Genomic DNA, 24,160 nt, shown 5'->3' on the forward strand with positions numbered 1-24,160 from the left:
CGGACACTCTCGTTCTGTGGTCTGGGGTGGAGCCGGTTAGGTCGTGGCTCCACCCACTTCTCCCGAAAATACCAGTCATTGCCGCGCTCCTTTGGCGAATAGGGGGGTGCTTCGGTGGGCTTGATGCTGTCCGTGACGTGCGCAGGCGAAGTCCCAGCACGCCGCTGCATCCGCCGCGTCATGGTCAGGCACGTCCCAACCCAGCAAACGGCAGCGGTGAACGACCATCTGTTTGATGGCCTTCTTGGCATCGGCTTTGTTCTTTGCTGACTGTCCGCGCGTTGTCGGAACGGACCCCAGAAAGTGCTTGCGAACGCTGCTGATGTGGACGCTATCAGCATGGACGCCGCGCGCCTTGCAGACCGACTTGGCCACGAACGCCAGCCCGATCAGAAGGTGCGAAGCGTTAGGGCCACCAATGGGCGCCTCAACCACCACCAGGTCGGGCCGCTCATCACGCAACAGCCGGTCCACGACGCCGAGCAGCTTCGCCCCGCGGGCCTCATCGCCCTTGCCCAGATCCACGGACCACGCGCGAGGATCACCGCCGACGTCACCAACGGCGATCCCTGTTTGCGTGGCAATGTCCAATGCCACGACGCGCATCAGACGGCGATCTCGTCGGGTGCCAGCGCCTCGTCACCGTCGAACGGCTGAACCTCGTCGGCCTCGGTGGCCTTCGGGCCGTCCTCGAACATGTCGGGCGTCGATTGCCCTTCCCATTGCCCTTGCAATAGGTCGCGCAAGTGATCGAAAGAGCGCAGGTAATCGGCGCGCTTCTCATCGTCCATCTTGTCGATCCGGCGAATGTCCGACAGCGCCTTTTTGTGCAGGCCCGGATTGTCATCGAGGAATTGGCGGATCTCGCCCCGCCGTTCTGCGGCTTCGCTGGCCGATTTGCTTTCCCCTCGAGCCCAAGCGTCCATGTGGCTGACGAGATTGTCGTGATCGACGTTGAGGTCTTCGTGAGTGTCGTCTGACATTGTAATCTCCAATGTGAGTGAGGTGTCGGCATCTCGCTGCCGACCGGCGCCTGGGTGCTGTCCATTTCCCGGTTTTCCTCACCGAAGGAGGCGGGAGGCATGGCAGCGTCGCAGCCTCAGCGGGCGGCTGTGTTACGCCCTCCTTCGGTATGCTGTTGGATTTGGTCGCCCATGACGTCCCAGCCGGGCCGCGCCCGACGTGAGAACAATTCCAGGCGACGCGTGGCAGACGGCAGCAACCGCTCCGCTGCCGCAAAGGCCGCATCCGGCTTTTCGGAATGCCGCCCAGCTTGCGCGATGATGACAGACCGGACGTCGCGCGCCGTCTTTGGCCGACCGATCCGTCCAATGAGGAATGGCTCACCCGCGCCGCGCAGCACATAGCCGGTGCCGAACGCTTGCTTGCCGTGCTTGGTCGTCTTGGCCCAATGCCCGGAGGTGACGAACGAGAACCCCCACGCCTTGAGGCAGTCGATTTGCTGATCGAGCATGGGGTTTGTGGCCCATAGCCAGAGCAGCGCGTCAGGCTTGCACAGATCCGCGACCGGCAGCGCCTTGATCCGGTCCATGGACCAGCACTCGTAATGCGCCTGGGCGGATTTGGCCTCCCCGCGCTCCGACCGCAGCGCAAACGCCCAAGGCGGGTCAGCCATAACGAAGTCGTAGACGAACAAGGGAAGGTCAGAGAACGCCGTGAAGATCATGGCGCCGTCCTCGGCTTCTTCATCGCCGCTTGACGCTTCACCAGGGCCGCGCGCCGGAACTCGTCCTTGAGTGGATCCGTGTCGGACAGGCACTCGACCACGATCATCGCCAACCGGTGGCCGAGCGTCGCAAACGCTTCTCGCCGGTCCTGGCGTTCCGCTGCATCCGACCGCTTCATGACGCTGGCCGCCGTGCCGAATAGATCTCCGCAAGCCGCCCGGTGTCGCGCAAAACGCCCACGATGATACGACACTGATCGACGGGAATGCCGCTGCGGACGCTTATGTCATCGACACCCCAGCCGAGCATCAGACCGTTGACCACGACCATGTGTGCGGGCGGCAATGTCTTGGTCATGCCGAGAACCCTTCCCGGCCAAGGCTTTCCGCCGTAGCGTTGGCGGCGCGACCTGGGAAAGGGACCCAAGCCGCGCCTACGTCACACCATCCCAAGGAGTAAAAAATGGCGGACGATTCATGAGAACGATTTTGGCCGCTGCGCTGCTGGCGCCGACGCTGACAGCCTGTGTTGAGCAACTCGTCACGCCCGAAGGGTGCCCGATCTACTACGACGACATCATGCGTCACCATACTGAGGCTTGCGTTGCAGCCTACCGACGCGAACGCGCAAGACAGGCTGGTGTGCCGGTCACGGAGTGCACGCCTAACGGTCGCGGCGGCATGATATGCGTGACGCAGTAGCCGCATCCTAGGCCGCGCTATCAGGCGCCCAAGCGCTGACCGAAACTGCTCCCTTCGTCTCTTTCTCGATGCGGAGCATCAGGTCAAAACTTGGGCGCTTTTTGCCTGACAGGATCTGGCTCAGGTACGCAGGGACGATCTCGACGCTACGCGCAAAGTCGCCTTTGTTCTTGCCTTTGAGGTAGTCTTTGAGGTCTTGCATAGCATCATTTAGCCATTAGCTAAATTTGATGCAACTCCAAGTTTGCCATTCGCAAATTCCGACAGCGCTCATCGCCTGCTACCAAGTCGGCATGACTCTCGACCTTCGTATTCGCGCCTTGCGCAAAGAGCGTGGACTGACGCTTGCTGAATTGGCTTGTCAGATAGGGGTGTCAGCCCCTCACCTCTCTGAGGTCGAGCGCGGCAAGAAGAACTTGAACAATCACCTTTTGGTGCGCTTGGCCGACGCTTTGGAGGTGAAGCCGCAGGACCTTATTTCTGGGGACCAGGAGCGCGACGAACTAACCGAGTTGCTGACCACTGCGTCGGATCTCAGCGATCAGGATCTTGAGCGTCTTTTGGCTTTTGCAAAGGCTCTACAGAACAGCGTTTGAGTTCTCGGGCGTACTCTAGCACCCGCGCTTTGCTGGCTTCATCAAGCCCCTCGTAGACGTCAACCAGCGTCTTCCACATACCTGCCCCCCGCACTCAGCAAAGCATTGTGCGCAACCTTCGGCTGCGCCATCGCAGAAGAAATTTACCTATCAGCTAAATTTTCTCTTGCGAATATTTATCTATTAGCTAAGTTCCTCTCCATACACAAACCGGCTCTTACCCGCGAAACACCAGAATTTACCTTAATTGAGGTCAAATTTGGGCAGGGGCCTCTTGACGTAAAGGAACGCTGATGGACCCGCTGTTTGATACCCCGCCCGCCCCGCCATTGCCCGCGACGGATGCTGATTTCGATTGCTACATCCTGCCTCGCTCCGCTTGGCGCACGGTGCCTGATGATCTTGCGGATCTGGTGACGTTCAACGTGTCGGCGGGTGCGGTCTGATGGTCGCGCACACCCCTCAGTCCGACGTCCTGAACGCGATGGAGCCCGTCGTGTCGTTCATCAGCCTGCGCGCTCAAGCTGACACGGCTGCCGACTATCATGTGATCGGGTCTTATCGTGACGGTAAATACGTTGACGCCTGCGACGGCGAAGGTTGCGAGATTGATGCGGTCACAACGGCGGGCGCGTTCATCGGGAAGGAATGGGCTCACTGGAAAACGAGCGCGCTTTGGGAGCGTCCGCCAGCGGTGTGTCGTCGGTTCTACGATCATCCGCGTTACGGCCCGACCGAAAGTAGCCCGCTGACCAAGCTGAAAGTCTCGGTCGTGGCCTACATCGACGCCACTTTCGAGGGCGACCTGCACCCCGGCTATCCCGATTGGTGCGCCGACGCGGCCCAGGAAAGCGACGACTATTACGAGTTCCAGCGCCAGGAATACGCGGCGCGCGGATAGGTTCCGGGCAGCATCACTCACAAGACGCGCACCCCGCTCCTGATACCTGCCCGGTAGGGGTGCGCCACTTGCCGGGGCCAAGCGCCTCCCAACACCTCCCAAACAGTTTGGTCCCGGCCTTTTCTTGGTGCTGACCAGCAAAAAAGGATGATCCCCAATGAATACGTCAACCATCGTCTTCCTCATCAATGACCACGCACGGGCCATCGAGGCCGTCTATGAGGAAGGCGCAAAGGTGGAATTGTTTAAGACGCTAGATCCATCCATCGCAGTTGACGATTTGATCGTCGTCCAATCCGGCACGCGGCACAAGATGACGGTGGCTAAAGTCACCGCCGTTGATGTCAATGTTAATTTCGACAGCCCAACAATTGTCAAATGGGCTGTGCAGCGGGTGGACACTCCTGCGTTCACGGAAATCTTGCAGTCGGAAAGCGATGCGATTTCGGCGGTTCAGGCTGCCGAGCGGCGCCGTAAGAAAGAAGAACTTCGCAAGACAATGTTTGCCGATCACGAGGCAAGCATCGCTGCGCTCAAGCTGACCGACCGCTCCGATGATGATGTGGTCGAATAGATACTGAATAGCGACGTGACCTAGTGCCTAGCCCCATAGGAGCGTCCGCTAATAGTCATGCGACTATTAGCCAAGAGAGATCTTTCTCTCGAAAAAGCGGGTTAATCGGCCAATTTACGTGGGGCTTCTAAGGCGAAGTGCTTGGTCGATTAACCCGACTTTTCCCAACAGGAACCGGTCAAATGAATTGTCGGAAATGCGGCGCGAAGCGAATTACCCGCCGAAAGGCTGGCGCGTTCTTCTGTCAGCGATGCGGCATGCAACCTGGAGCCCTCAAGATGGACAGGTTCGGAAATCTTCCAAAAGAAACAGATCCGCAACCCTCAACAAATGAAGGTGCAGAATAATGTCCGACATTCGCCACCTCGCAGACGATGAGGTCATCCGCGAACCCGGCCTCTACGCGATGCCGCTTGAGCGCCACCACGGCCAGCCTTGCGACGGTGTGAGCGTCACGTCGGGCATTCTGCGGGGGATGGAGTTGAAGTCGCCTGCCGACGTCTGGGCCTTCCACCAGCTTAACCCCGGTCGGTTTGAACGGCCCGTGACCGCCGCCCTGCGAATGGGGCAGGCAATGGCCGCGCTGATCGAGGGCGGCATAGATACGCTGAACGCAAACTTCGTCGTCTCCGGTGGGTCGGCCCCGCGCCGCCCGACAATCAAACAGATGATCGCCTATGATGAAGGCCGCGCGACGGACGCGGGCCGGGAGTCGGTCGAATACTGGCGCGCAATGGAGGCGGACACCCGCACGGTCGTTTCCCAGGCCGAGTTTGACCTGATCGTCGCCATGGGTGGCGTGCTGGCACAGTCGCCAGAGGCCGCGGCGGTTATGTCTGGGTTGCCGGAGGTTACCATGGCTTGGCAGTGCCCAGAGACGGGCCTGTGGGTCCTGTCACGGCCCGACACGGTGTCCCTCGACGGGATGACGTCCGATTACAAGAAAATGTCCACCAAGGGCGGTGCGTTCGATTACCGCTTGGTGGACCGTCGCATCACAGACCACGCATACGACATGCAGATGGCCTTGGCCGCCGAAAGCCTTGAGGTTCTGGGCTACGGCTGGCCCGCTTCTGTTGGGATCGTCGCGCAGTGTGACGCCCCGCCCTATCACGTGATCCTCCGTGAAATCCCCGAGCATGTGTTGCGCGTCGCGCAGTTCCGCAATCGCCGGGCCCGTCTGCGCTTTGCCGAATGCCTGGACAGCCGTCGCTGGCCTGGGCCGGGCGAGGACACCGGCGCCTATCAATACCCCGAATGGTTGGAGCAGCGCCTCCTATCCGAGCAGCAAGTCGCAAATCAGTGAGGCCAAACCGATGAATGAAGTCGCCACCCAGCGGGCACAAAGCCCACTGCAACAGTTCAAGCAAGACCTTAAGAGGATGAAGACGGCCGGCGACATGGACATGCTGCCTTCCAATGTCAGCTTCGACGCGTTTCGCAACGCCGCAATCGTGGCGGTCACCGACAACCCTCGGATCCTGTCATGCAAGCCTGAAAGCATCTTCAAGGCGCTTCGGCGTCTGGCGGCAGCCGGGCTTGTGCCAGATGGCCAAGAGGCGGCAATCGTTCCTTACGGGAGTGATGCGACCGCACTTCCCATGGTGCGTGGCCTCATCAAGACAGCGCGCAACAGCGGCGAGGTCGTCAGCCTATGGAGCGAAGTCGTATACGAGACCGAGACGTTCACCCTGCGTGTTGATGCGGGTGAGCGGGTGTTTGACCACGACATGGACCCTTTCAAGCGCGAGGGGAATATCGTTGGCGCCTATGCCGTGGCAAAGCTGAAAGACGGCACGATTGAAATGGAGCCTATGGGCCGCGACGAGATCGAGAAGCGTCGTAGAGCCAGCGCCAACCAGCGCAGTGCTGATCCGACTGGTGTGTGGAAAGACTGGTATCCAGAGATGTGCCGCAAGACGGTTATCCGCGCTCTTTGCAAGCGGCTTCCCGTTTCCAGCGAAGATCTGCGGCGTGTCATGATCGAGCATGACGAAGCGACCTTTGAGCCGCGCGACGTCACACCTCAATCTGAGGCGGTGGCAGGCTTTGCAGCCCGTGCCCGCGCCGCCAAGGAGGAAGCCATGGCGGCGAAAGATCCTGACGAGATTGTCTCGCCGTCTGACGACCTGCCGTCTCGGGATGTGAACGACGACGTGAGCCTGTTGACGCCAGAGGAAATCGGCGCCGCCGCGCCTATGGATGACGGCTGGAACGAGGGGATCGAAGCCTTCAAGGCCGGGACGCCCGAGCAAGAATGCCCGTTCGATCTATCGGACGACCGTGAGCAGGCCGCCGCATGGACAGCGGGATGGCGGGACGCGCGCGCGGCGGCGGAGCAAAGCGAATGACCGATCGGATCCTGTCTCAAGAGGATGCCGCCAAGACGTGGCTTTGCCCTCTGGCCCGCACGTTTGGCACTCAGCCGCTATCCCAATACTGCCGAGGCGCTGCATGTGCCGTGTGGCGGTCGGCGCCACGGCCTACGGATGACGCGTGGAGGGCCGCCGTTAAGGCCGTGGCCGATCAGAATCGTGAAAAGCCCCCTTTCGCAAAGGCAGCGCGGGCCGTTGCGGATGATCCAGAGGGGCATGGGCTGGGCCCCTGGGACAAAGGTAGCTGCGGGCTGCGGGAGCCATGATCTTCAACCCGCAGATGCTCCCCAAGATACGCTCTGAGGCGCTTATGCAGTCGTTCAGGGGGATGCCATGCTCCTTGCGCATCGCGTCCTTTGCTGGGCTTCCCTGCGCGCCTCAGTCGACCGTCGTGGGGGCTCACCTGCCAGTGTTTGGACGAGGCATAGGCACGAAGGTGTCTGACCTCTTTGTCGTGGCGGCGTGCCAGCGGTGTCATGACATGCTCGACGAGCGGGATCTGATCGGCGCGGAGATCCGCAAGTCCTATCCCGGCGCCTACGCTGACCGCCTGCTGAAAGCCCTCTGTGAGACGCAATCCCGGTGGATTGCTGACGGATTGGTCGTTGTCCCAAAGGCAAAGGTGATCTGATGGACCACGAGACGGACCAAACCTTTTCGCGTCATTCCAGCTATGGATCAAAACTCTGGGTCGCGACGCGCCTTGGCCGTTCTGTCGAATGGCTTCGGAAAAGGCAAAGCGTCTTGAAGGATATGGCCTTTCCCGCGCTTGATCCTGCAACCGGCCTCTACCTGAAAGCAGACGTGCAAACCTGGGTCGAGAACCGCAGAAAAGTAAGCCCCCGCCCCGAAACTGTCGTTACCTTGGCGATGCCCGAACAAACGGGCGATGCAAAAGGAGAACCTGACTATGACAACCTCTAGACCTGACCAGAGGCTCTACGACGGCAGCGATCCGCTCTACTGCCCTTGGACCACGAAAAGCGGCAGCTACGCCTATTGGGTGTGTCGGCCCTGGGCCCAGCACTTCCCCGGCCCCAAGCGTGTGAAGCTGGAAGGTCCGACCCCCGAAGACCGTGCGGCCATGGCTCGTAAGCTGACCCGCGACGTCTATCAGTGGTCGCAGAACGGGACCGGCCTGGCACCGCACACATGGTCGTGGCTCATCTACCGTTATGAGAATGACGACGTGTCCCCAATCCAAGACGTGAAGGCCAACACGCGCGCCGGATATGTCGAGGCGTTCGCAAAGATCGGTCGCGTGATCGGTGACCGGCCTATCGGCTTTCTGACGTATGCCGAAGCAAAGAAGATGATACGCGCCATGCAGGCCAATGGGCGCAGCGACAGCTACATCAGCCGCTTGTTTCGACACCTGCGGATCCTCGTCGGCTACGCTGTCCTTCTAGAAGCCCCTGGGGCGTCCAAGGTGCGGACGATGCTTGGCGAGTTGAAGGTCAAGCAGCCAAGGCCAAGGAGCAGCGTAGCGACTGCCGAGCAAGTCGCTCAGATCGTAGAGGCCGCCGACGCGAAGGGACTCGCCGCCTATGCCACGGGTTTGCTGATCCAATGGGAATCGGCCCTGCGTGGGGTCGACGTGTTCGGCCACTGGCTGGAAGCCCCTGGCGTGGGTGGCATCCGTCGCGGCAAGCGCCTTTGGCAGGACGGCCTCACGTGGTCGATGGTTTCGGATGATTGCCGGTCCTTCGCAAAGGTTCCGTCCAAGACCCTCAACAGCTTGCCCGAGGAAATGATCTTCCGCCTGTCCGACACGACAGCGCAGCGCCTTGAGACCCTGGCGACCCGTAGCAAGGTGGGCCCGGTGATCGTATCGGAGCGCCTTGGCACTCCGTACACGCGGGACTCGCGGGCGGCTATCTGGCGGGCGTTACGGGCAGACCGCGGCATCTCCGACGACGTGAAGATGATGGACACGCGGGCCGGGGCTTTGACCGAGGCCGCAGACGCGGGCGCCAGCCTCGTGCAGCTACGCGATGCGGCGCAGCACACCACAACCGACACGACTCAGCGCTACTTGCGAAGCAGAAACGACAACATCCACAACGTTCACGAACTGCGTCGCGGCGGCCTTTAGAGGCCAGCGTTACAAACGACCGTCACAAACCGTTACAAATCGAAGACCGCTGAAACGTCTAACCTATTGTTTTTATGGTACCACCTCCCCGGCTCGAACGGGGGACCTCCTGATCCACAATCAGGCGCTCTAACCAACTGAGCTAAGGCGGCACTGGCGCCGATGTAGCGAAGCCCGCTGCGGGGTGCAAGTCCGTCCTGACGTCGAAAGCCGTCACAGCGGGAGGCGCCAGTTTTGTTCCATCGTGGCGAGCCCGAAGGCATCAACGGGCCGTTGTGCCTCCAGGATGAACCCATTTCGGCGGTAGAGGCGGCCCGCGGCCCTGTGACTCTCGTGCGTCCAGAGGACAAGGGACTGAGCCTCTGTCGTTCGAGCGTGATCGATGACGCACTCCAAAAGACACTGGGCCAACCCCGTCCCGCGCCAAGACGGTTCAACCAAGAACAACCGCAGCTTGGCGGTATCGGGCGCGGGACGGGTACAGAAAATGCAGCCTTGCCGCACGCCATCGGTATCGATGGCAATCCAGGCGCGTTCCAACGGCTGCCGCCCCTCCAGGAAGTCAGCGAGGACCCGGGCCACCAAAACCTCGAACCGGCTGTCATAGCCTTCGTCCCGCCAATAGAGCTCGCCATGCCGTTGCAAGACCCAGCCCACATCGCCGGGAACCAAATCGCGGATTGTGATCCCATCCATGGCCGCAGTCTTGCGCGCGCGCAGGCGGAGGTCTAGGCACACCGCATGGGAATTAATGACGAATCCGATATCGAAGCGAACCTGCAGATCGGGCCCACCGACGCCGGCATGGTGCGATTGTTCGTGGAAGGCGGTGGCGTCGAGATCCCCATGGATTTCGAACCCGACGAAGCGTTGGAAATCGCCGAGGAATTGCGCGCTGCTGCTGCCCTTGCCGTCAAAGCACGCCGCTAATCCCTAAAACCCAGTCTGTCCCAAGGGATCACGGCTGGCCTGAAGGCGCAGCATTGCACCGCGTGCAATGCGGCGGGTGAGGGCCGTGCGTCGGGCGGGGGCCAATGCCGTCGCCTCTGGCATTCGAACGACCTCCGCATCGAAGCCATCGGCGATTATCAGGCCGGTGTCCGGCGGCAACAGCTCCGTCGGGAAGTCCGTGTCGACGGCCCAGAAGAAGCGGTCGGACCACTCCAGATATCCCTGCCACTTACCATCGGACGTGAAATCCACCCGGCTGGATTTGCACTCGACCACCCAAATCTCCCCCTTCGGACCCAGGGCAATGACATCGAGGCGCTTGCCCCGTTCCGGCACGAATTCCTCCAGACACGCAAAGTCATGGGACCGGAGGTGGCGCGCCACGCCGCGCGCAAGAAGTTGGCCGGGCTGAAGGCCAGTGTCATCGGAGATCGCCGTGGATTGGGCCGTCTGGACGGAGGGAGTGGACATGGCTCAAACATGAACAAAAAGTAAACATAGGTCTAGGGCCTTTGTCGGCCCCGCATGCGGTGTCCCAATCCTGTGGCAAAACGCGCGCGGAGGACCTTCACCGGCCCGGGTCTTGTCCCTTGCTGCGGCGTGCGACGAAACCTATGTCCTGGGTCGGCGGTGCTTCTGTGCTTCTCGTCATCCGACATAATTCCGGTGGCCTTAAGCAATTCCGAGGGAGCTGGCTCTGGCGCGATCCTGGTCGTGTTACCTGGCGCCCACCTGTATATACAGGTCCTCGGGAATACATGTTCGACGGTTGCCACGGTTCACCGCCACCCAAAATTCCCCCTGCAGTTCGTGCCAAGCCGACGCTGCCCGTTCCTCGAAACCGTGGGCGCGGTCAGGACCAGGCAGCCTGCAACACTTTGGCGACGTCTGAGACAGCAGTTTGGGGCAGCATGTGGCCCTGCCCCATCCCATACCTGCGAAGCTTGGGAAGCCGTGTGGCAAGACCCTGGGCGATGGCGGACACGATCTCTGGCGGGTCCTGGCGTAGGATAACGGTCACCTCCCGATCCGCTGGCAAGCGCGGCAGGATCCCATGGATGTCGTCCATAACCTCTGGTTCTGTCGCTTGAATCAGGTGAATGCGCGCTGCGAGGTGGCGGCGGATAGGTTGCGGCAGATCGGCCCAAGCCCCTTCCCCCCACAACCCGTGAAAGACTTCTGCCGCGCGGTCTCGGTCATCGCCGGCCAAAGCCTTCGCAAATGGCACCATCTCGGCGCGGTGGCGCGCACGGGCGCCCGGCTCTGCCGCCGCGAAGAGGACGGGTTCGATCAGGGTCACACTGCGAAAACGCTCCGGCAGGTCCACAAGCAAGCGCAACGCCAGGACGGCGCCGTAACTATGCCCGACCAAGTCCACGGCCCCGTCCGGCATCGCTGCCTGGACACGTTCGAGGGCCGCGTCCATGAACCGACCCCGCCCATCAAAATCGGGCGCGGCGCCATGGCCCGGCAGGTCGGGCGTGATCCAATCCCGCGCCCCACAGGCGCGCGCCAGCGGCCCCCAGGCTGCGCTCGATGCCAAGGCGCAATGGAGCGCCAGAACAGGGACCATGCGTTTACGCCAAAGTGGCGAGGTGGGCGTCTAAGTCGTCAAGACGATCCTGGCCCCAGAAGCGTTCCCCTCCGACGATGTAGAACGGGGCGCCAAAGGCTCCGGCGGCCACGGCGTCTTCGAGGTTGCGGGCGTAGATTTCGGCCCCTTCCAAAAGGCCTGCGTTCACCAGCGACCGGGGAAAGCCCGCCGCCTCCAGGGCGTCTGCGATGACGTCATCCTGGGCGATGTCCCGTTCCTCGGACCAGCAGGCTCGCGTCAAACCGGACACCAGCGCGCCCATGTCACCCGACCCATCCTTGGCAGCAGCGATAATCGCATAAGACGAGGGCGCGGGGTTCGTCGGCCAATGGGCTGGTTTCAGGTTGATCGGCACACCGGCCTTGGCCGCCGAGCGCCGCAACTCCTGCAGCCGATAGGCCTGGCGACTTTCATGCCGATCCTTGGGCGGCGTGCCCCCCGTACGGGCGAAGAGATCCATAATCGACAATGGCTTATAGGTGACCGTGGCCCCATGCCGGGCGGCGATCTCTTCCAGACGCGTTCCGGCCAGGTACGTAAACGGCGAAATCGTCGCAAAGTAGTAGTCGATGTGCATAGAAGCCTCCCTGGGGCGTTTTCGCGGACCGTAGGCCCAGGGGGAACAAAGGGCAATCGGCGTCCCGCGCGTGGCCTGAGCCCCCAAACACCTTCGACCAAGGTGCCGCATGACGTAACAGTCCTATGACAGACGCTTGGCGGTTTGGCCAATGGGGTGCTAGGGCGGCGACATCCTGCCTGGCTGCGATTCGAAAGGTCTGCCCATGCCCAGCACCGATCCCAAGCTCATGTCCGGTAACGCGAACCGACCCTTGGCCCAGGGCATAGCCCGGCGCATGTCCATGCACCGTGGTATGCGCGTTGGCCTGGTCGATGCGCGGGTCGAGCGGTTCAACGACGGTGAGATCTTTGTGGAGGTCTTCGAAAATGTCCGTGGCGAGGACATGTTCATCATCCAACCGACCTCGAACCCGGCCAACGACAACCTGATGGAACTGCTGATCATGGCCGACGCCTTGCAACGCAGCTCAGCCGGTCGGATCACGGCCGTCATCCCCTACTTCGGCTATGCGCGTCAGGATCGACGTACAAAGAGCCGGTCGCCCATTTCGGCCAAACTTGTTGCAAACCTCATCGCAAATTCGGGCGTGGAACGGGTTTTGACGATGGATCTACACGCAGCTCAGATCCAAGGGTTCTTCGACATTCCCGTCGACAACCTCTATGCGTCCCCGATTTTTGAGTTGGACGTCCGCCACCACTTCCAAGGGTCCATGGACGATGTGATGGTCGTCTCACCCGATGTGGGTGGCGTGACCCGCGCGCGGGAATTGGCCAAACGGATCAATGCCCCGCTATCCATCGTGGACAAGCGCCGCGAGAAGGCCGGCGAAGTGTCAGAGATGACAGTGATCGGCGATGTGTCCGGTAAGAAATGTATCATCGTCGACGACATCTGCGACACGGCGGGAACACTCTGTAAGGCAGCAGACGTCTTGATCGACGCAGGTGCGACAGAAGTTCACGCCTACATCACCCACGGCGTCCTCTCCGGCCCAGCGGTTGGTCGCATCACGAATTCCCGCCTCAAAAGCCTGGTCGTCACCGACTCCATCGACCAGCCCCAGCCTGTCTTGGACTGCCCGAACATCCGGGTCGTTCCGACGGCGCCCATGCTAACCCAAGCGATCCTGAACATCTGGAATGGCACCAGCGTGTCGTCTCTGTTCGATACCGACACGCTGGAGCCACTGTATGAGCCGTTCTACCCAAGCCTCGCGCTCGGACAGACGGCCTAGGCCATCAGTCCCAGAGGCTGAGCACCAAGAGGATCGGGGCGATAAAGCTCGCCCAGATCAGGAAAAACATCGAAGCACGACCGCTTTTGAGGTAGAGCGCCATGCCGGGTGCCTCCGGGTCTCCGGCGGGCATCGACTTGGTCGACTCATTGGCGTGTTGCGTGTGCGCTTGAACCTGGGCGCGGGCGTGGGCCATGGTCTCGGCCAAGCGGTTGCGATGAAACGACGTCTCATACACAGCGGCAAACCGCGTGTCGGCGGGCGCCGGTGCGACAACCCGGTCGCTCTGGTCGAAGTCTCTCTCCTGTAAGGCGTTCATGCCACTCTCCGTCTGTTGAACCATGGGAGATGGCGCGGGCCTGCGACTTGTCCACTGTCTCTCGGTCGCACCTGGGGAAGAGTGTGTTAAAGCACGATTGATCAACCTCATGGCGCAAGGCGTTGGTCAGGCACGTTCTACTTCGGTCTAAATGCGGGCCCTGAGCAAGGGAGGAATGCGCCCGATTGAGGCCCAGTTGAGACGATCGGTTTACAGTCGATTGCGTGCGTCAGCTCCACCGCGGCACCTGGCGTATTCTTCGGGAAAACATCACCGACGTTATACGCTATATTGCCCTGTGGGTCATATGGACCATGCGGCCAGGTCTTATATGCGGCAATGTAGATCCGATGATAATACGGGGCTTTGTCAGGGAAGCGCGCAGGTTCCGTGAAGAAATTTCGCCATGCCCCTGAAACGTGGTCCGACAATCCATCTCCATAGGCCGAATTGGGTTGAGCGCTGTAGGCATGAACCCAGATTTGGGCAAGCTCGTAAGACTGGCTTGGAGTCATATTCTCCAGGCCGACATAACAGGTTCGCCCATCAATCAGCACAGACACGGCATCGTTCGGCGGCGAGACGACAACACGAAATGCTTCGCGTCCGTTCCTGAGAACAACGGGTTGCGTCGAATAGCCGAAGCCTGCCTGTCGAAAGCTCCGTTCGCGATTGGTGAATGATCTACAAGCTCTCACGGCTTGTTTTGCGACGGCAAAGCTCTTGGCATCGGCTGGTGTCGTGCTGATGAACGTCGTGTCGACGGGCGGAATTCTGCAGCCAACCAGACCAAGCAAACAGAGCATTAAAGACAACTTTGACAAGGACATAACAACTCTCATTCGCAATTGGCGTCTGGGGTCTGGACTCGTTGAATGCCATAGCCAGTAAATCACGCGAGCGGCAAGGGATGGCAGTCATAATGGCCATTGGACACCTGTCGTATCGTGTCGCAGCGCGGCGCCAATCCTTTAGTCTGCCGAATAGTACTTCGATCACTGCCCAGCAGGGAGGGCGCAGCACTGACCCGAGAGGGACGGTTGCGGCGTTTATGGCGCCGCTTGTCGCATTTGACGGGCTACTTGCACTGCTTCGGCTCGGGATACAGGCGGGTATCCTTCTGTCTGTCCGTGCTTCTCCGAACCAATTGGCGCCGTAGCAACGGCCCCCGAGCAGCCGGAAACGATCGGACATGTTCACCGCTCGGTCTGCAAAGACTGACCCACGCCATCAGACGGAAATCAATGGGTCCTGACCCTAGTCAACGGCGTTCTCCTACGGTTTGTGCGATTTCAGTACCGGGGCGGCCTGGAACCGGCTAAGGCGCCGGGATGGACCCGTTTGAGATCTTTTTGATGGCCCCGCCTGGCCTGGAACACATCCTCGCCCAAGAGGTATCCGCCGCGGGTTTCAACGCCCCCACCGTCCATCCTGGCGGCGTCACCATCCAGGGCGGCTGGCCGGATGTCTGGCGCGCGAACCTGACGCTGCGCGGCGCTGGTCGGGTGCAGGCGCGCCTGGGCGCCTTCCGCGCCTTCCACTTGGCCCAGCTCGACAAACGGGCGCGCAAGTTTCCCTGGGGCGACGTCTTGCGCCCCGAGGTGCCCGTGCGCGTCGAGGTCGCCACCAACCGCAAGTCCAAGATCTATCACGCGGGTGCCGCCCAACAGCGGATCGAAACCGCCATCACCGAGGAACTAGGCGCCCCCATCGATCCCAAGGCGCAGGTCGTGATCCGGGCGCGGATCGACGACAATCTGGTGATCCTCTCGGTGGATACCTCCGGCGCGCCCCTGCACAAGCGCGGACATAAGGCCGCCGTGGGCAAGGCCCCGCTGCGCGAGACGATGGCGGCCCTGCTCCTACGGGCGAGCGGATTTACTGGGACAGAGGCCGTCGTGGACCCCATGTGTGGCTCCGGGACCTTTGTGATCGAGGCCGCCGAGATTGCTGCGGGGGTCCTGCCCGGTCGGGACCGCGCCTTTGCCTTTGAGCAGCTTGCAACCTTTGACCCAGACGCCTGGGCTGCGCTGCGGTCACAGACGCCGCCACCCCTGCCCGATCTGGCCTTTCACGGATCAGACCGGGACGCGGGGGCCTTTGCCCGCGCCCGCGACAATGCGGAGCGGGCGGGCGTGGCGCCCATATGCACATTCACCAAAGCCGTCGTCAGCGAGGCCACACCGCCAGAGGGTGAACCCGGTTTGGTCATCGTCAATCCACCCTATGGCGCGCGGATCGGGGATCGGAAATCCTTGTTCGGCCTCTACGCCGCCTTTGGGGCGCGTATGACCGAGGCCTTTCAGGGCTGGCGTGTTGCCATGGTCACAAGCGATGGCGGCTTGGCCAAAGCCAGTGGCCTTCCCTTTGCTTCCGAAAGCGCCCCCATCGCCCACGGTGGACTGCGGGTGAAGCTGTACCAGACGGCGGCCTTGGGCGGCTGATACGGGAAACCGCCCGCTAAAGGCTTCAGGCGATCTGCTTCAATGGGGCAACGGCCGCCGTTTTGGGAAGCGTCACGAAGATGATGGCCGTATCCGTGATCCCGTGGCGTTCCAGGCATGTGGGCAGGGCGCGGGGTGTGCAGGTCACCACTTGCTGATGCTCGGTCTGGGCATTGGCCACAACGCAGATCTCGATCCGGTCAGCCTGGGGCGCCGAGGCCAGCAGGCGTGACACATCCCCCGCCGCGCGGACCGCCATATAGAGCGCAACCCGCGTGCCCGGAACCAGGCGATCAAACCATTCGGGCGCCTCTGGGCGGATTTCTGAATGACCGGTCGTCAGCACGAGCGTATCGACCTTGCCACGCTCCGTCAGGACCTCGCCCGCCGCCGCTGCGGCCCCACTGGCCGAGGTCACACCGGGCACGATTTCGACCGGAATGTCTGCACCCTTGAGGGCCTCCAACTCTTCCGCCGCACGCCCGAACACGCCGGGATCACCGCTCTTGAGACGCACGACACGCTTTCCCTGGCGCGCCGTCGCCACGAGCATCGCCGTGATCCGCTCTTGCGGCCAAGCATGGCAGCCGGGGGCCTTGCCCACATAGACGCGCTCCGCGTCCCGGCGGGCAAGTTCCAGCACCTCGGGGTCGACCAAGCGATCGTAGAATATCACATCCGCTTCTTGCAGGCGCTGGACCGCGCGCAGCGTGATCAGATCCGCCGCCCCCGGTCCCGCACCGACGAGCGCGACACTGCCGCCCGCTTTCGCGCCAAAGTCTCCGGTGCGGATCGCATCTTTGATGAGCTGGGCGGCTTCCCGCTCGGCGCCACCGGCGTGGACCGCGCGGGGCGCGTCATTGAACACCCAACGCCACAGGTCGCGGCGCGCGCGCGGGCCCAAACGTTGCGCCGCCGAGGACCGAAGCCGCCCGGCCAGCGCAGCCAAGTCACCCAGGCGCGGCTCCAGTGCTTGTTCCATCCGGGTCTTGATTTGACGGGCCAGGACAGGTGCCGTGCCTTCCGTGCCAATGGCCACCACCACCGGGTCGCGGTCGACGATGGAGGGCGTGATCGCGTCGCATAGGTCGGGGCGGTCCACCACGTTGACCGTCGTCCCCGCCGCCTTGGCCAAGGCATGCAGCGCCCCATCGGCCCCCGCACAGCCAGTGGCCACGAACACGAGTGACGTGTCCGCGAAATGCGCGGCGGAGATCGGTCCAGCGTCGTGATGGACCCGACCAGCCGCCGCCAGATCGGCAAGTTCCTCTTCCAAACTGGGGGCGAGCACATCGATCCGTGCTTCGGTCTTCAGGATCAGTCGTGCCTTTTGCGCCGCCTGTTCGCCACCGCCAACAATAACCACACGGCGCCCGGCCATTTGCAGAAACATGGGAAACGTCTTCATGCGGTCATTCCTTCGGTGTCGTGGCGACGGCTCCAGAGGTCGCGGGCCAGGGTTTCGCAGGCGGCCATCGTGGGCTGAGCCTTTAGCGTCCAAAGGGCCAGCGCGGCCGTCCCCTGGATCGTGGCAATGGCGTAGTCGTCCGCTTCTGCTCCGTACCAAAGCGCCGACAAGTCGAGGGCGCGATCTGGGTCATGCAAGCGCCGCGCCTCATCCATCAATGGCGCCACGGGGTGTTCGATATGTTGGCCGTCGCGCAGGCCAAACAGGGTGCAAGGCTTGCCTGGGTTCCGTTCGAACTCACCACCGCCCCCCTTGATGACGGTCAAGTCGCTGTCACCCAACAGCTCCGCCGCGCAAGCCTGAAGGCTACGGTAAGACGGATGGAACACACCCTGAACCGTGGCGGGCGCGCCGCTGGGGTTCCACATGCGCAGGACCGTGTTGACACAAGACCGCAGACCCAGATCGTCGCGCAACCGCAACAGCCGGAAGGCGGGCGGGCACAGATCTTCCAACGGGGTATAGGTGACGCCGGGCCCAGCCATCGGCAATGCCGCGCGGAGATCGGCGGCATCCACTTGGTGCGAGTTCCAACCGTGCATTGAGACGGAGTAGCCCGCCAAGCTCACCACCCGCGCCGCCAAGAGGAACAGGGGCGCCCCCCGTGTGCGACCAGCCGCATAGGCGGGCCAATCCAGATCGGCGGGTGACAGGTCGCCCGTCACATGGGCGCGCAGGGCGGCGGTGAAGCCCGCTATCTCCTCCGGGACTTCACCGCGCAGACGCAGAACCATCAGAAGGCCGCCAACCGCCTCGGGCGCGGCGCGGCCTTCGAGGATCAACGCCATGGCCTCCTGCGCCTCCTCCCGCGTCAGGGGGCGGGCGCGGCCCTGGCCCCGCGCCACAATACGGACGTAGGGCCCCAGGCTCATTCCGCGGCCATTGGCACGCGGGCGGCGGCGATCAGAGCCGCCAGTTCCGGCTTGCAGGATCCGCAGTTGGTGCCCGCGCAGGTCTTGGCCCCAAGCGCCTCGACCGTGGTCGCGCCTTCGGCGACAGCCGCAAGCAAGGTGTTCCGTCCCACCTCGAAACAGGCGCAAACAGTCGCGCCAGGATCAGGACGGTCGCTGGGCACGCGGCCTGCCAGCGCTTGCAGCGGCGGCGTCTCGGTGCCGACTAGCGCGATCGCGTGGCTGCGGGCGACCTCCACCGGCGTGGGGGCGGCGAAAAACAAAGCAACGATGACCCCATCGCGGGACAGAGCAACGCGGACCCCACCGGTGGCCGGATCTTGCACCATGGAGACTTCGCCGTCGCTGATACCGGTTGCGGCGCGGGCCTCTGCCTCCCAATCCGAGGGCGCCTCGGTCCCGGCAAGTTCCACCTGCCACCCCGTGCGGGTGCGCGCCACGGCGGCATAGGCTTGGCGCGGGGCGAGTGGCACCACACTGGCCGCGAACCCGTACCAGGCCGCTGTGAACCGCTCGATCACAACGCCAGCCCCCTTGAGGGCGGGTTGGCCCGAGATCGGATCGACCGTCGAGGTCACGAGGCTGTTGACGGTGCTGCGGCTTGTCAGTTGGCGCGTCCAATGCATGGGCGCAAAAGGCTGTCCCGGTGCCACACGGTCGGTCACCAAGACGCGCAGGATCGCATCGCCCCGCCCGCTGCTTACGCGCACGAGATCCCCCACCGTAACCTCGGCCCGCGCGGCATCGTCGGGATGCACCTCCAGGTAAGGTTCCGCCAGATGGGCGCCCAACCGCGGGGCCTTACCGGTGCGCGTCATCGTGTGCCACTGATCCCGGTTGCGTCCGGTATTGAGCCTCAGACCCTGATTGCGTGGCTGCGGCGCGACGACGGGCAACATCTTGGCCTTTCCGTCGGCGTGGTAAAACGCCCCGTCTGCAAAGAAGCGGCGGTCATTGGCGGGCCATTGGGTTGGTTCCAAACCGGCATAATCAACACCTTCGAAGACGCTCAGATCCAGGTCGCGCGCAAAAGGTTCTGCGGCTTTGGATAGGGCAACATATTCGGCGAAGACGGCCTCTGGCGTCTCGAAATCAAAGGCATCGGCCCATCCCATACGGGCGGCCACGTCACAGATGATCTTCCAATCGGGGCGCGCGTCGCCGGGCACAGGCAAGAAGGCCCGTTGCCGCGAAATCCGACGTTCCGAGTTGGTGACCGTGCCGTCCTTTTCACCCCAACCGGCGGCGGGCAGCAGCACATGGGCCAAATCGCCGGTATCCGTGTTCTCCATAATGTCGGTCACGGCGACGAAGGGTACTTTGGCGATGGCAGCAGCCACCCCATCCGAGTCCGGCAGGCTGACCGCCGGGTTCGTGGACATGACCCAAAGCGCCTTGATCCGACCATCGGCGCAGGCTTGGAACAGATCGACGGCCTTCAAGCCTGCGTGGTCGGCCATGGTCGGACTGTCCCACGCGGTCTGAACACAGGCGCGATGGTCCGCGTTTTCCAGATCCAAATGGTTAGCAAGCATGTTGGCCAAGCCGCCAACCTCGCGCCCGCCCATGGCGTTTGGCTGCCCGGTGACCGAGAAAGGACCACACCCGGGGGTGCCAATCCGCCCCGTGGCCAGATGGCAGTTCAGGATCGCGTTTACTTTGTCGGTGCCGCAAGAAGACTGGTTCACGCCCTGACTATAGACGGTGACGACCTTCTGCGTACCTGTCCATTCGGCGTAGAAGGCTGCAAGGTCTTCGGCGCTCAGCCCCGAGGCGGTCGGGTCTTCGGCCTGTGCCTGGGCCAGCGCGGCATCGAAGCCGTTCACATGGGCGTCCACATAGGCACGATCCACAGCCCCGGTGCTGTCCAGATGGGCCAGCAACCCGTTGAAGAGGGCCGCATCGCCATCGGGCAAGATCCGCAGATGGACATCGGCCAGATCGGTCGTTGCCGTGCGCCGTGGATCGACGTTTATCACCCGCATCTCGGGCCGCGCCGCTTTCGCCGCCGCGATCCGCTGGTGCAGCACCGGATGGCACCACGCCAGGTTAGAGCCGACGAGTACGATCAGATCCGCCTCTTCCAGGTCCTCATAGGTGCCGGGCACGGTATCTGTGCCAAAGGCCCGCTTATGCCCCGCCACCGACGACGCCATGCAAAGCCGGGAGTTCGTATCGATGTTCGCCGAGCCGATGTAGCCCTTCATCAGCTTGTTGGCGACGTAGTAGTCCTCGGTCAGGATCTGGCCGGACACGTAGAAGGCCACGCTGTCGGGCCCGTGTTCGGCAATCGCATCGGAAAACGCGCGCGCCACCCGGTCCAAGGCGGTGTCCCAGTCGGTGGTCTGGCCATCTACCTTAGGCGACAGTAGCCGCCCGCTCAGGTCGATGGTTTCGCCCAAGGCCGAGCCTTTGGAACACAGGCGACCGAAATTCGCAGGGTGCTTCGGATCACCCTGGATGGTGCCGTCAGCGCCCGCGAGGACGCCGCAGCCAACGCCGCAATAGGGACAGGTGGTGCGTGTTAGAGTCATTCGGCGGCCACACGCGCGCGCAGGAACGCCGCTTCCAGCAGAATGCGCCCGTCTTCGACCCGCGCCGGGTAGGTGTTGACCCGGCCTTCGTCGGCACCCTGGGCCTCACCGGTTTCCAGCGAAAAGACCCAGTTGTGCAGCGGGCAGGTCACCGACGTGCCGTGGACGATCCCCTCGGCCAGAGGCCCGCCCTTGTGGGGGCAGGCATTGTCCAAGGCGTGGACCGTGTCGGCCCCCGTGCGGAAGACCGCGACACAGCCCAGGGCCGTCTTCACCACCCGCGCGCCCCGGACGGGAACGTCTTCGAGCGCACTCACATCGATCCAATCGGTCATTCGGCAGCCTCCAGCGACAGGTTTGCAAGGGGTTGATAGCTCTGGGGCTTTTCAGCAGCGTGCTGCGCCCAAGGATCATGGCGATAGACGGATTGACTAATCTCAAAGCGATCAACCAGCGCGGCGCGCGTGGCTTCGTCTTCGATCTGTTCCTTCACCCAATCCATGCCAACCTTGGCCAACCACTTATAGATCCGGTCCAAGTACTTGCCGTTTTCACGGTACAGCTGGGTCACGGCGCAGACGACGGCGATGGCCTCGTCTTCGGTCGGGACCTGGATCAATAGCTCCGTCTCTTTGACGTCCATACCGGCGGCACCACCGATGGAGACTTGGTAGCCCGAGTCCACGCAAATGATCCCGATGTCCTTGCAGGTCGCCTCGGCACAGTTCCGAGGGCAGCCCGACACCGCCAGCTTCAACTTGTGGGGCGTCCAGGCGCCGTGGAGGATCTTTTCAAGCTTGATGCCCAAGCCCGTGGAATCCTGGGTGCCAAACCGGCAGTGGTCGGTGCCCACACAGGTCTTCACCGTCCGCAGCCCCTTGGAATAGGCATAGCCGGAAACCATGCCCGCGTCGTTGAGGTCCTTCCAGATGGCTGGCAGATCCTCGCCCTTGACGCCCAACAGGTCGATACGCTGACCGCCCGTCACCTTGACGGTTGGCACGTCGTATTTCTCGGCGGCATCGGCTATGGCGCGCAGTTCAGACGGCGTGGTCACACCGCCCCACATGCGCGGCACGACACTGAAGGTGCCGTCCTTTTGGATGTTGGCGTGCTTCCGCTCGTTGATGAACCGGCTCTGCGGGTCGTCGGCGTACTCCAGCGGCCAATCGGCCAACAGGTAGTAGTTCAGCGCCGGGCGGCAGACATGGCACCCGTCAGGCGTTTTCCAGTCGCAGGCTTGCCAGACGGCGGGCATCGAGGTCAGCTTTTGCGATTTGATCATGCGCCGCACGTCTTCGTGGGTCATGTCGGTGCAGCCACACATCGTCTGGGCCGCTGGCATAACGAAATCGTCGCCCAGCGTGACGGCCAGAACCTGTTCCACAAGACCGGTGCAGGTCCCACAGGAAGCGGAGGCCTTGGTGGTCGCCTTGATGGCGCCTAGGTCCGTGGCTCCGGCCGCGATGGCGTCTTCGATCTGTCCTTTGCAAATGCCGTTGCAGCCACAGATCTCCGCGTCACGCGGTAAGGCTGCAACGGCCGCCAAAGGGTCCAGGGGGGCACCCCCCTGGTAGGCAGGCCCAAAGATGACAGTATCGCGCATCTCGGCGATGTTTTCCTTGTCCTTGATGAGGCCAAAGAACCAATTGCTGTCGGCGGTATCGCCATACATCACCGCGCCGACGATCACGTCGCTCTCGATCACCAGACGGCGATAAACACCCCGCGCCGGGTCACGGAAAACGATGTCCTCGCGCCCCTCGCCCTCAGCAAAGTCACCGGCGGAGAACAGATCACAACCCGTCACCTTCAGCTTGGTGGACAGTTCTTTCTGCACGAAGGCCGCGTCTTCGCCCAACAGGGTCTGGGCCGCGACCTTGGCTTGATCATAGAGCGGGGCCACCAGACCGAAGACCGCGCCGTTGTGTTCGACGCATTCGCCGACTGCCAGAACGTCCGGGTCCGAGGTGACCATCTGGTCATCCACGTGGATCCCGCGTCCGACGGCCAGACCGGCCTCTTTGCCCAGGGCGACGTTCGGGCGGATGCCCACCGCCATGACCAGCAGGTCGCAGGGCAACTCCGTTCCGTCATCCAGCAGCAGCGCGCGGACCTTGCCGTTTTCGCCCAGGATCTCCTTGGAGTTCGCCTGACACTTGACCGTGATGCCCTTGTCTTCCAGCGCCCGGCGCAGCAGGAAACCTGCGCTTTCGTCCAACTGACGCTCCATCAGGTGGCCCATGATGTGGATGACCGTGACGTCGACACCGCGCGCGGCCATGCCAGCGGCGGCTTCCAACCCCAGCAGACCCCCACCGATGACGACGACCTTATGGCCCGCGCCCATCTCCATCATCTTTTCGGTGTCTTCCAGATCGCGGTAGGCGATCACACCTTCCAGATCATGGCCCGGCAGCGGGATCATGAAGGGATTGGACCCGGTGCCCAACACCAGCTTGTCGTAGGAGAGCACCTCACCGCCCGGCGCGGTGACCGTTTTGGCGGCTGTGTCGATCCCCTCGACCCGCTGACCGAAGCGGCAATCGACACCATGCTCGGCGTACCAAGCGTCGTCATGGGTGACGATCTCTTCGTAGGTCTTGTCGCCCGCCAGAACGGGGCTGAGCATGATGCGGTTATAGTTTCCGCGCGGCTCCGAGTTGAAGAGAGTGATGTCATAGGCATCCGGGGCCTGCTCGACCAAGTGCTCCAGCACTCGGCCCGAGGCCATGCCGGCCCCGATCACGATCAGTTTCTGTGTCATGCTTGGGCCTCTTGCGTGCCATAGGCGGCGTCGATCATGACCGCCGAAAGGGTTCCATAAGCGGTGAGCCAGGCCTGCTTCACGTCGTCGGTGAAATCATCCTCAAGGCCTTGGGACAGCGCATAGATCAAGGCTGCCCCCACCGGTTGATAGTGCTCTGCCGTGACCCCGTAGCTCACGTGCTTGCGGGCCAGATCCTGCGCGACGGGGACAATCGGTCCCAGGTCGCGCAGGCCATTCACCACTACCGACAGCGTCGCCATCAGCTTGGCGCCCTGTTCGGTCATGTCGCCTTTGAACAGGGGACGGACCTCGGGGGCGATGGCGAACAGCCGGTCGTAGAAGATCGCCGCCGCCGCGTCCTGAATGGGGCGCACCTTGGCGAAACTGTCCTGCACGAGCGTGATCTGCTGCGGGGTCATGGC

At 62.6% G+C, this 24,160-nt stretch carries 31 protein-coding genes, 1 tRNA gene, 1 other RNA gene and 1 pseudogene; 14 read left to right on the plus strand and 20 right to left on the minus strand.

Features of this window, described 5'->3' with window-relative positions; translation table 11 throughout:
* Positions 1–75: 75 nt before the first annotated feature.
* From K5R33_RS01915 to K5R33_RS01935, 5 genes are all read right to left on the minus strand, one after another.
* Positions 76–606 carry a hypothetical protein gene (locus tag K5R33_RS01915; RefSeq protein ID WP_220747275.1) on the minus strand — a complete coding sequence of 177 codons (531 nt, stop codon included), beginning with the start codon at positions 604–606 and terminating at the stop codon, positions 76–78.
* Entirely contained in the window at positions 606–983 is a 378-nt protein-coding gene (locus tag K5R33_RS01920; protein WP_220747276.1) for a hypothetical protein, read from the minus strand. Before K5R33_RS01920 ends, K5R33_RS01915 begins: the two co-directional genes overlap by 1 nt.
* Positions 984–1,099: 116 nt before the next feature.
* Positions 1,100–1,687 (minus strand): MT-A70 family methyltransferase, encoded by a 588-nt coding sequence (locus K5R33_RS01925; protein ID WP_220747277.1) that lies wholly within the window; start codon positions 1,685–1,687, stop codon positions 1,100–1,102.
* Positions 1,684–1,866, minus strand: a complete 183-nt coding sequence (locus K5R33_RS01930; RefSeq protein ID WP_220747278.1) for a hypothetical protein — start codon at positions 1,864–1,866, stop codon at positions 1,684–1,686. Before K5R33_RS01930 ends, K5R33_RS01925 begins: the two co-directional genes overlap by 4 nt.
* Positions 1,863–2,045 (minus strand): hypothetical protein, encoded by a 183-nt coding sequence (locus K5R33_RS01935; protein WP_220747279.1) that lies wholly within the window; start codon positions 2,043–2,045, stop codon positions 1,863–1,865. Before K5R33_RS01935 ends, K5R33_RS01930 begins: the two co-directional genes overlap by 4 nt.
* A gap of 119 nt (positions 2,046–2,164) precedes the next feature.
* Here K5R33_RS01935 and K5R33_RS01940 point away from each other — a divergent pair, with 119 nt between their 5' ends.
* Positions 2,165–2,389, plus strand: coding sequence for a hypothetical protein (locus K5R33_RS01940; RefSeq protein WP_220747280.1), 225 nt, complete (start codon positions 2,165–2,167; stop codon positions 2,387–2,389).
* 7 nt (positions 2,390–2,396) lie between these two features.
* Here K5R33_RS01940 and K5R33_RS01945 read toward each other — a convergent pair whose 3' ends face one another.
* On the minus strand, positions 2,397–2,591 hold the full coding sequence (locus K5R33_RS01945; RefSeq protein ID WP_220747281.1) for a helix-turn-helix domain-containing protein: 195 nt from the start codon (positions 2,589–2,591) through the stop codon (positions 2,397–2,399).
* 28 nt (positions 2,592–2,619) lie between these two features.
* Between K5R33_RS01945 and K5R33_RS01950 the strand changes: the two genes are divergently transcribed.
* The 9 genes from K5R33_RS01950 (at position 2,620) to K5R33_RS01990 (ending at position 8,930) form a co-directional block, all read left to right on the plus strand.
* A complete protein-coding gene (locus tag K5R33_RS01950; protein ID WP_220747282.1) occupies positions 2,620–2,985 on the plus strand; it encodes a helix-turn-helix domain-containing protein in 366 nt (121 codons plus the stop codon).
* Positions 2,986–3,278: 293 nt separating this feature from the next.
* The gene (locus K5R33_RS01955) at positions 3,279–3,431 is read left to right on the plus strand and encodes a hypothetical protein (protein WP_220747283.1); all 153 of its coding nucleotides are present in this window, start codon (positions 3,279–3,281) and stop codon (positions 3,429–3,431) included.
* On the plus strand, positions 3,431–3,886 hold the full coding sequence (locus K5R33_RS01960) for a hypothetical protein (protein ID WP_220747284.1): 456 nt from the start codon (positions 3,431–3,433) through the stop codon (positions 3,884–3,886). The genes K5R33_RS01955 and K5R33_RS01960 overlap by 1 nt, the downstream gene beginning before the upstream one ends.
* A 157-nt stretch (positions 3,887–4,043) precedes the next feature.
* Positions 4,044–4,460 (plus strand): hypothetical protein, encoded by a 417-nt coding sequence (locus K5R33_RS01965; RefSeq protein ID WP_220747285.1) that lies wholly within the window; start codon positions 4,044–4,046, stop codon positions 4,458–4,460.
* Between the two features lie 346 nt (positions 4,461–4,806).
* On the plus strand, positions 4,807–5,766 hold the full coding sequence (locus tag K5R33_RS01970) for an exonuclease family protein (protein WP_220747286.1): 960 nt from the start codon (positions 4,807–4,809) through the stop codon (positions 5,764–5,766).
* A gap of 76 nt (positions 5,767–5,842) precedes the next feature.
* Positions 5,843–6,811, plus strand: coding sequence for a RecT family recombinase (locus K5R33_RS01975; RefSeq protein WP_220747287.1), 969 nt, complete (start codon positions 5,843–5,845; stop codon positions 6,809–6,811).
* A 334-nt stretch (positions 6,812–7,145) separates the two neighbouring features.
* Entirely contained in the window at positions 7,146–7,466 is a 321-nt protein-coding gene (locus K5R33_RS01980; protein WP_220747288.1) for a nuclease domain-containing protein, read from the plus strand.
* A complete protein-coding gene (locus K5R33_RS01985; RefSeq protein WP_220747289.1) occupies positions 7,466–7,759 on the plus strand; it encodes a hypothetical protein in 294 nt (97 codons plus the stop codon). The genes K5R33_RS01980 and K5R33_RS01985 overlap by 1 nt, the downstream gene beginning before the upstream one ends.
* The gene (locus tag K5R33_RS01990) at positions 7,746–8,930 is read left to right on the plus strand and encodes a site-specific integrase (protein ID WP_220747290.1); all 1,185 of its coding nucleotides are present in this window, start codon (positions 7,746–7,748) and stop codon (positions 8,928–8,930) included. The genes K5R33_RS01985 and K5R33_RS01990 overlap by 14 nt, the downstream gene beginning before the upstream one ends.
* 75 nt (positions 8,931–9,005) lie before the next feature.
* On the opposite strand, the gene K5R33_RS01995 is transcribed toward K5R33_RS01990, so the two are convergent.
* A tRNA-His gene (locus K5R33_RS01995) sits at positions 9,006–9,082 on the minus strand.
* 61 nt (positions 9,083–9,143) lie between these two features.
* Positions 9,144–9,626 (minus strand): GNAT family N-acetyltransferase, encoded by a 483-nt coding sequence (locus K5R33_RS02000; protein WP_220747291.1) that lies wholly within the window; start codon positions 9,624–9,626, stop codon positions 9,144–9,146.
* Positions 9,627–9,671: 45 nt separating this feature from the next.
* Between K5R33_RS02000 and K5R33_RS02005 the strand changes: the two genes are divergently transcribed.
* On the plus strand, positions 9,672–9,860 hold the full coding sequence (locus K5R33_RS02005) for a DUF6324 family protein (RefSeq protein ID WP_220747292.1): 189 nt from the start codon (positions 9,672–9,674) through the stop codon (positions 9,858–9,860).
* 3 nt (positions 9,861–9,863) lie between these two features.
* On the opposite strand, the gene K5R33_RS02010 is transcribed toward K5R33_RS02005, so the two are convergent.
* Positions 9,864–10,352, minus strand: a complete 489-nt coding sequence (locus K5R33_RS02010; RefSeq protein ID WP_220747293.1) for an MmcB family DNA repair protein — start codon at positions 10,350–10,352, stop codon at positions 9,864–9,866.
* Positions 10,353–10,511: 159 nt separating this feature from the next.
* Here K5R33_RS02010 and ssrS point away from each other — a divergent pair.
* A non-coding RNA gene (gene ssrS / locus K5R33_RS19270) (6S RNA) lies at positions 10,512–10,665 on the plus strand.
* Between the two features lie 69 nt (positions 10,666–10,734).
* On the opposite strand, the gene K5R33_RS02015 is transcribed toward ssrS, so the two are convergent.
* Both K5R33_RS02015 and K5R33_RS02020 read right to left on the minus strand, forming a co-directional pair.
* On the minus strand, positions 10,735–11,454 hold the full coding sequence (locus tag K5R33_RS02015) for an alpha/beta fold hydrolase (protein ID WP_220747294.1): 720 nt from the start codon (positions 11,452–11,454) through the stop codon (positions 10,735–10,737).
* Positions 11,455–11,458: 4 nt separating this feature from the next.
* Entirely contained in the window at positions 11,459–12,052 is a 594-nt protein-coding gene (locus K5R33_RS02020) for a 2-hydroxychromene-2-carboxylate isomerase (RefSeq protein WP_220747295.1), read from the minus strand.
* A gap of 205 nt (positions 12,053–12,257) precedes the next feature.
* On the opposite strand from K5R33_RS02020, the gene K5R33_RS02025 reads away from it, so the two are divergent.
* Positions 12,258–13,292, plus strand: coding sequence for a ribose-phosphate pyrophosphokinase (locus tag K5R33_RS02025; RefSeq protein ID WP_220747296.1), 1,035 nt, complete (start codon positions 12,258–12,260; stop codon positions 13,290–13,292).
* A gap of 4 nt (positions 13,293–13,296) precedes the next feature.
* On the opposite strand, the gene K5R33_RS02030 is transcribed toward K5R33_RS02025, so the two are convergent.
* The 3 genes and pseudogenes from K5R33_RS02030 to K5R33_RS18975 all read right to left on the minus strand — a co-directional run.
* Entirely contained in the window at positions 13,297–13,611 is a 315-nt protein-coding gene (locus tag K5R33_RS02030; RefSeq protein ID WP_220747297.1) for a hypothetical protein, read from the minus strand.
* Positions 13,612–13,748: 137 nt separating this feature from the next.
* Entirely contained in the window at positions 13,749–14,441 is a 693-nt protein-coding gene (locus K5R33_RS02035) for a hypothetical protein (RefSeq protein WP_220747298.1), read from the minus strand.
* Between the two features lie 51 nt (positions 14,442–14,492).
* Positions 14,493–14,787 (minus strand): annotated as a pseudogene (locus tag K5R33_RS18975) (hypothetical protein); the annotation flags it as partial.
* A 155-nt stretch (positions 14,788–14,942) separates the two neighbouring features.
* Between K5R33_RS18975 and K5R33_RS02040 the strand changes: the two are divergent.
* Positions 14,943–16,055 (plus strand): THUMP domain-containing class I SAM-dependent RNA methyltransferase, encoded by a 1,113-nt coding sequence (locus tag K5R33_RS02040; RefSeq protein WP_220747299.1) that lies wholly within the window; start codon positions 14,943–14,945, stop codon positions 16,053–16,055.
* A gap of 25 nt (positions 16,056–16,080) precedes the next feature.
* Here K5R33_RS02040 and cysG read toward each other — a convergent pair whose 3' ends face one another.
* Genes cysG through K5R33_RS02070 form a run of 6 tightly spaced genes read right to left on the minus strand, consistent with a single transcriptional unit; the run spans position 16,081 to position 24,157 of the window.
* Complete coding sequence (gene cysG / locus K5R33_RS02045; protein ID WP_220747300.1) at positions 16,081–17,463, minus strand: siroheme synthase CysG; 1,383 nt, start codon at positions 17,461–17,463, stop codon at positions 16,081–16,083.
* Positions 17,460–18,395 carry a glycosyl transferase family 3 gene (locus K5R33_RS02050; RefSeq protein WP_220747301.1) on the minus strand — a complete coding sequence of 312 codons (936 nt, stop codon included), beginning with the start codon at positions 18,393–18,395 and terminating at the stop codon, positions 17,460–17,462. The genes cysG and K5R33_RS02050 overlap by 4 nt, the downstream gene beginning before the upstream one ends.
* Positions 18,392–20,968, minus strand: coding sequence for a nitrate reductase (locus K5R33_RS02055; RefSeq protein ID WP_220747302.1), 2,577 nt, complete (start codon positions 20,966–20,968; stop codon positions 18,392–18,394). Before K5R33_RS02055 ends, K5R33_RS02050 begins: the two co-directional genes overlap by 4 nt.
* Entirely contained in the window at positions 20,965–21,303 is a 339-nt protein-coding gene (nirD, locus tag K5R33_RS02060; protein WP_220747303.1) for a nitrite reductase small subunit NirD, read from the minus strand. The genes K5R33_RS02055 and nirD overlap by 4 nt, the downstream gene beginning before the upstream one ends.
* Positions 21,300–23,735 carry a nitrite reductase large subunit NirB gene (nirB, locus tag K5R33_RS02065; RefSeq protein WP_220747304.1) on the minus strand — a complete coding sequence of 812 codons (2,436 nt, stop codon included), beginning with the start codon at positions 23,733–23,735 and terminating at the stop codon, positions 21,300–21,302. The genes nirD and nirB overlap by 4 nt, the downstream gene beginning before the upstream one ends.
* Complete coding sequence (locus K5R33_RS02070) at positions 23,732–24,157, minus strand: globin family protein (protein WP_220747305.1); 426 nt, start codon at positions 24,155–24,157, stop codon at positions 23,732–23,734. The genes nirB and K5R33_RS02070 overlap by 4 nt, the downstream gene beginning before the upstream one ends.
* Positions 24,158–24,160: the final 3 nt, after the last annotated feature.

This window comes from Jannaschia pagri (assembly GCF_019655435.1).
Lineage (GTDB): Bacteria > Pseudomonadota > Alphaproteobacteria > Rhodobacterales > Rhodobacteraceae > Jannaschia > Jannaschia pagri.

Excerpts from the sequence above, each read along its gene's own strand:
- K5R33_RS01915 (WP_220747275.1), bottom strand. The coding sequence starts at position 606 with ATGCGCGTCGTGGCATTGGACATTGCCACGCAAACAGGGATCGCCGTT.
- K5R33_RS01920 (WP_220747276.1), bottom strand. The coding sequence starts at position 983 with ATGTCAGACGACACTCACGAAGACCTCAACGTCGATCACGACAATCTC.
- K5R33_RS01925 (WP_220747277.1), bottom strand. The coding sequence starts at position 1,687 with ATGATCTTCACGGCGTTCTCTGACCTTCCCTTGTTCGTCTACGACTTC.
- K5R33_RS01930 (WP_220747278.1), bottom strand. The coding sequence starts at position 1,866 with ATGAAGCGGTCGGATGCAGCGGAACGCCAGGACCGGCGAGAAGCGTTT.
- K5R33_RS01935 (WP_220747279.1), bottom strand. The coding sequence starts at position 2,045 with ATGACCAAGACATTGCCGCCCGCACACATGGTCGTGGTCAACGGTCTG.
- K5R33_RS01940 (WP_220747280.1), top strand. The coding sequence starts at position 2,165 with ATGAGAACGATTTTGGCCGCTGCGCTGCTGGCGCCGACGCTGACAGCC.
- K5R33_RS01945 (WP_220747281.1), bottom strand. The coding sequence starts at position 2,591 with ATGCAAGACCTCAAAGACTACCTCAAAGGCAAGAACAAAGGCGACTTT.
- K5R33_RS01950 (WP_220747282.1), top strand. The coding sequence starts at position 2,620 with ATGCAACTCCAAGTTTGCCATTCGCAAATTCCGACAGCGCTCATCGCC.
- K5R33_RS01955 (WP_220747283.1), top strand. The coding sequence starts at position 3,279 with ATGGACCCGCTGTTTGATACCCCGCCCGCCCCGCCATTGCCCGCGACG.
- K5R33_RS01960 (WP_220747284.1), top strand. The coding sequence starts at position 3,431 with ATGGTCGCGCACACCCCTCAGTCCGACGTCCTGAACGCGATGGAGCCC.
- K5R33_RS01965 (WP_220747285.1), top strand. The coding sequence starts at position 4,044 with ATGAATACGTCAACCATCGTCTTCCTCATCAATGACCACGCACGGGCC.
- K5R33_RS01970 (WP_220747286.1), top strand. The coding sequence starts at position 4,807 with ATGTCCGACATTCGCCACCTCGCAGACGATGAGGTCATCCGCGAACCC.
- K5R33_RS01975 (WP_220747287.1), top strand. The coding sequence starts at position 5,843 with ATGAAGACGGCCGGCGACATGGACATGCTGCCTTCCAATGTCAGCTTC.
- K5R33_RS01980 (WP_220747288.1), top strand. The coding sequence starts at position 7,146 with ATGCAGTCGTTCAGGGGGATGCCATGCTCCTTGCGCATCGCGTCCTTT.
- K5R33_RS01985 (WP_220747289.1), top strand. The coding sequence starts at position 7,466 with ATGGACCACGAGACGGACCAAACCTTTTCGCGTCATTCCAGCTATGGA.
- K5R33_RS01990 (WP_220747290.1), top strand. The coding sequence starts at position 7,746 with ATGACAACCTCTAGACCTGACCAGAGGCTCTACGACGGCAGCGATCCG.
- K5R33_RS02000 (WP_220747291.1), bottom strand. The coding sequence starts at position 9,626 with ATGGATGGGATCACAATCCGCGATTTGGTTCCCGGCGATGTGGGCTGG.
- K5R33_RS02005 (WP_220747292.1), top strand. The coding sequence starts at position 9,672 with ATGGGAATTAATGACGAATCCGATATCGAAGCGAACCTGCAGATCGGG.
- K5R33_RS02010 (WP_220747293.1), bottom strand. The coding sequence starts at position 10,352 with ATGTCCACTCCCTCCGTCCAGACGGCCCAATCCACGGCGATCTCCGAT.
- K5R33_RS02015 (WP_220747294.1), bottom strand. The coding sequence starts at position 11,454 with ATGGTCCCTGTTCTGGCGCTCCATTGCGCCTTGGCATCGAGCGCAGCC.
- K5R33_RS02020 (WP_220747295.1), bottom strand. The coding sequence starts at position 12,052 with ATGCACATCGACTACTACTTTGCGACGATTTCGCCGTTTACGTACCTG.
- K5R33_RS02025 (WP_220747296.1), top strand. The coding sequence starts at position 12,258 with ATGCCCAGCACCGATCCCAAGCTCATGTCCGGTAACGCGAACCGACCC.
- K5R33_RS02030 (WP_220747297.1), bottom strand. The coding sequence starts at position 13,611 with ATGAACGCCTTACAGGAGAGAGACTTCGACCAGAGCGACCGGGTTGTC.
- K5R33_RS02035 (WP_220747298.1), bottom strand. The coding sequence starts at position 14,441 with ATGTCCTTGTCAAAGTTGTCTTTAATGCTCTGTTTGCTTGGTCTGGTT.
- K5R33_RS02040 (WP_220747299.1), top strand. The coding sequence starts at position 14,943 with ATGGACCCGTTTGAGATCTTTTTGATGGCCCCGCCTGGCCTGGAACAC.
- cysG (WP_220747300.1), bottom strand. The coding sequence starts at position 17,463 with ATGAAGACGTTTCCCATGTTTCTGCAAATGGCCGGGCGCCGTGTGGTT.
- K5R33_RS02050 (WP_220747301.1), bottom strand. The coding sequence starts at position 18,395 with ATGAGCCTGGGGCCCTACGTCCGTATTGTGGCGCGGGGCCAGGGCCGC.
- K5R33_RS02055 (WP_220747302.1), bottom strand. The coding sequence starts at position 20,968 with ATGACTCTAACACGCACCACCTGTCCCTATTGCGGCGTTGGCTGCGGC.
- nirD (WP_220747303.1), bottom strand. The coding sequence starts at position 21,303 with ATGACCGATTGGATCGATGTGAGTGCGCTCGAAGACGTTCCCGTCCGG.
- nirB (WP_220747304.1), bottom strand. The coding sequence starts at position 23,735 with ATGACACAGAAACTGATCGTGATCGGGGCCGGCATGGCCTCGGGCCGA.
- K5R33_RS02070 (WP_220747305.1), bottom strand. The coding sequence starts at position 24,157 with ATGACCCCGCAGCAGATCACGCTCGTGCAGGACAGTTTCGCCAAGGTG.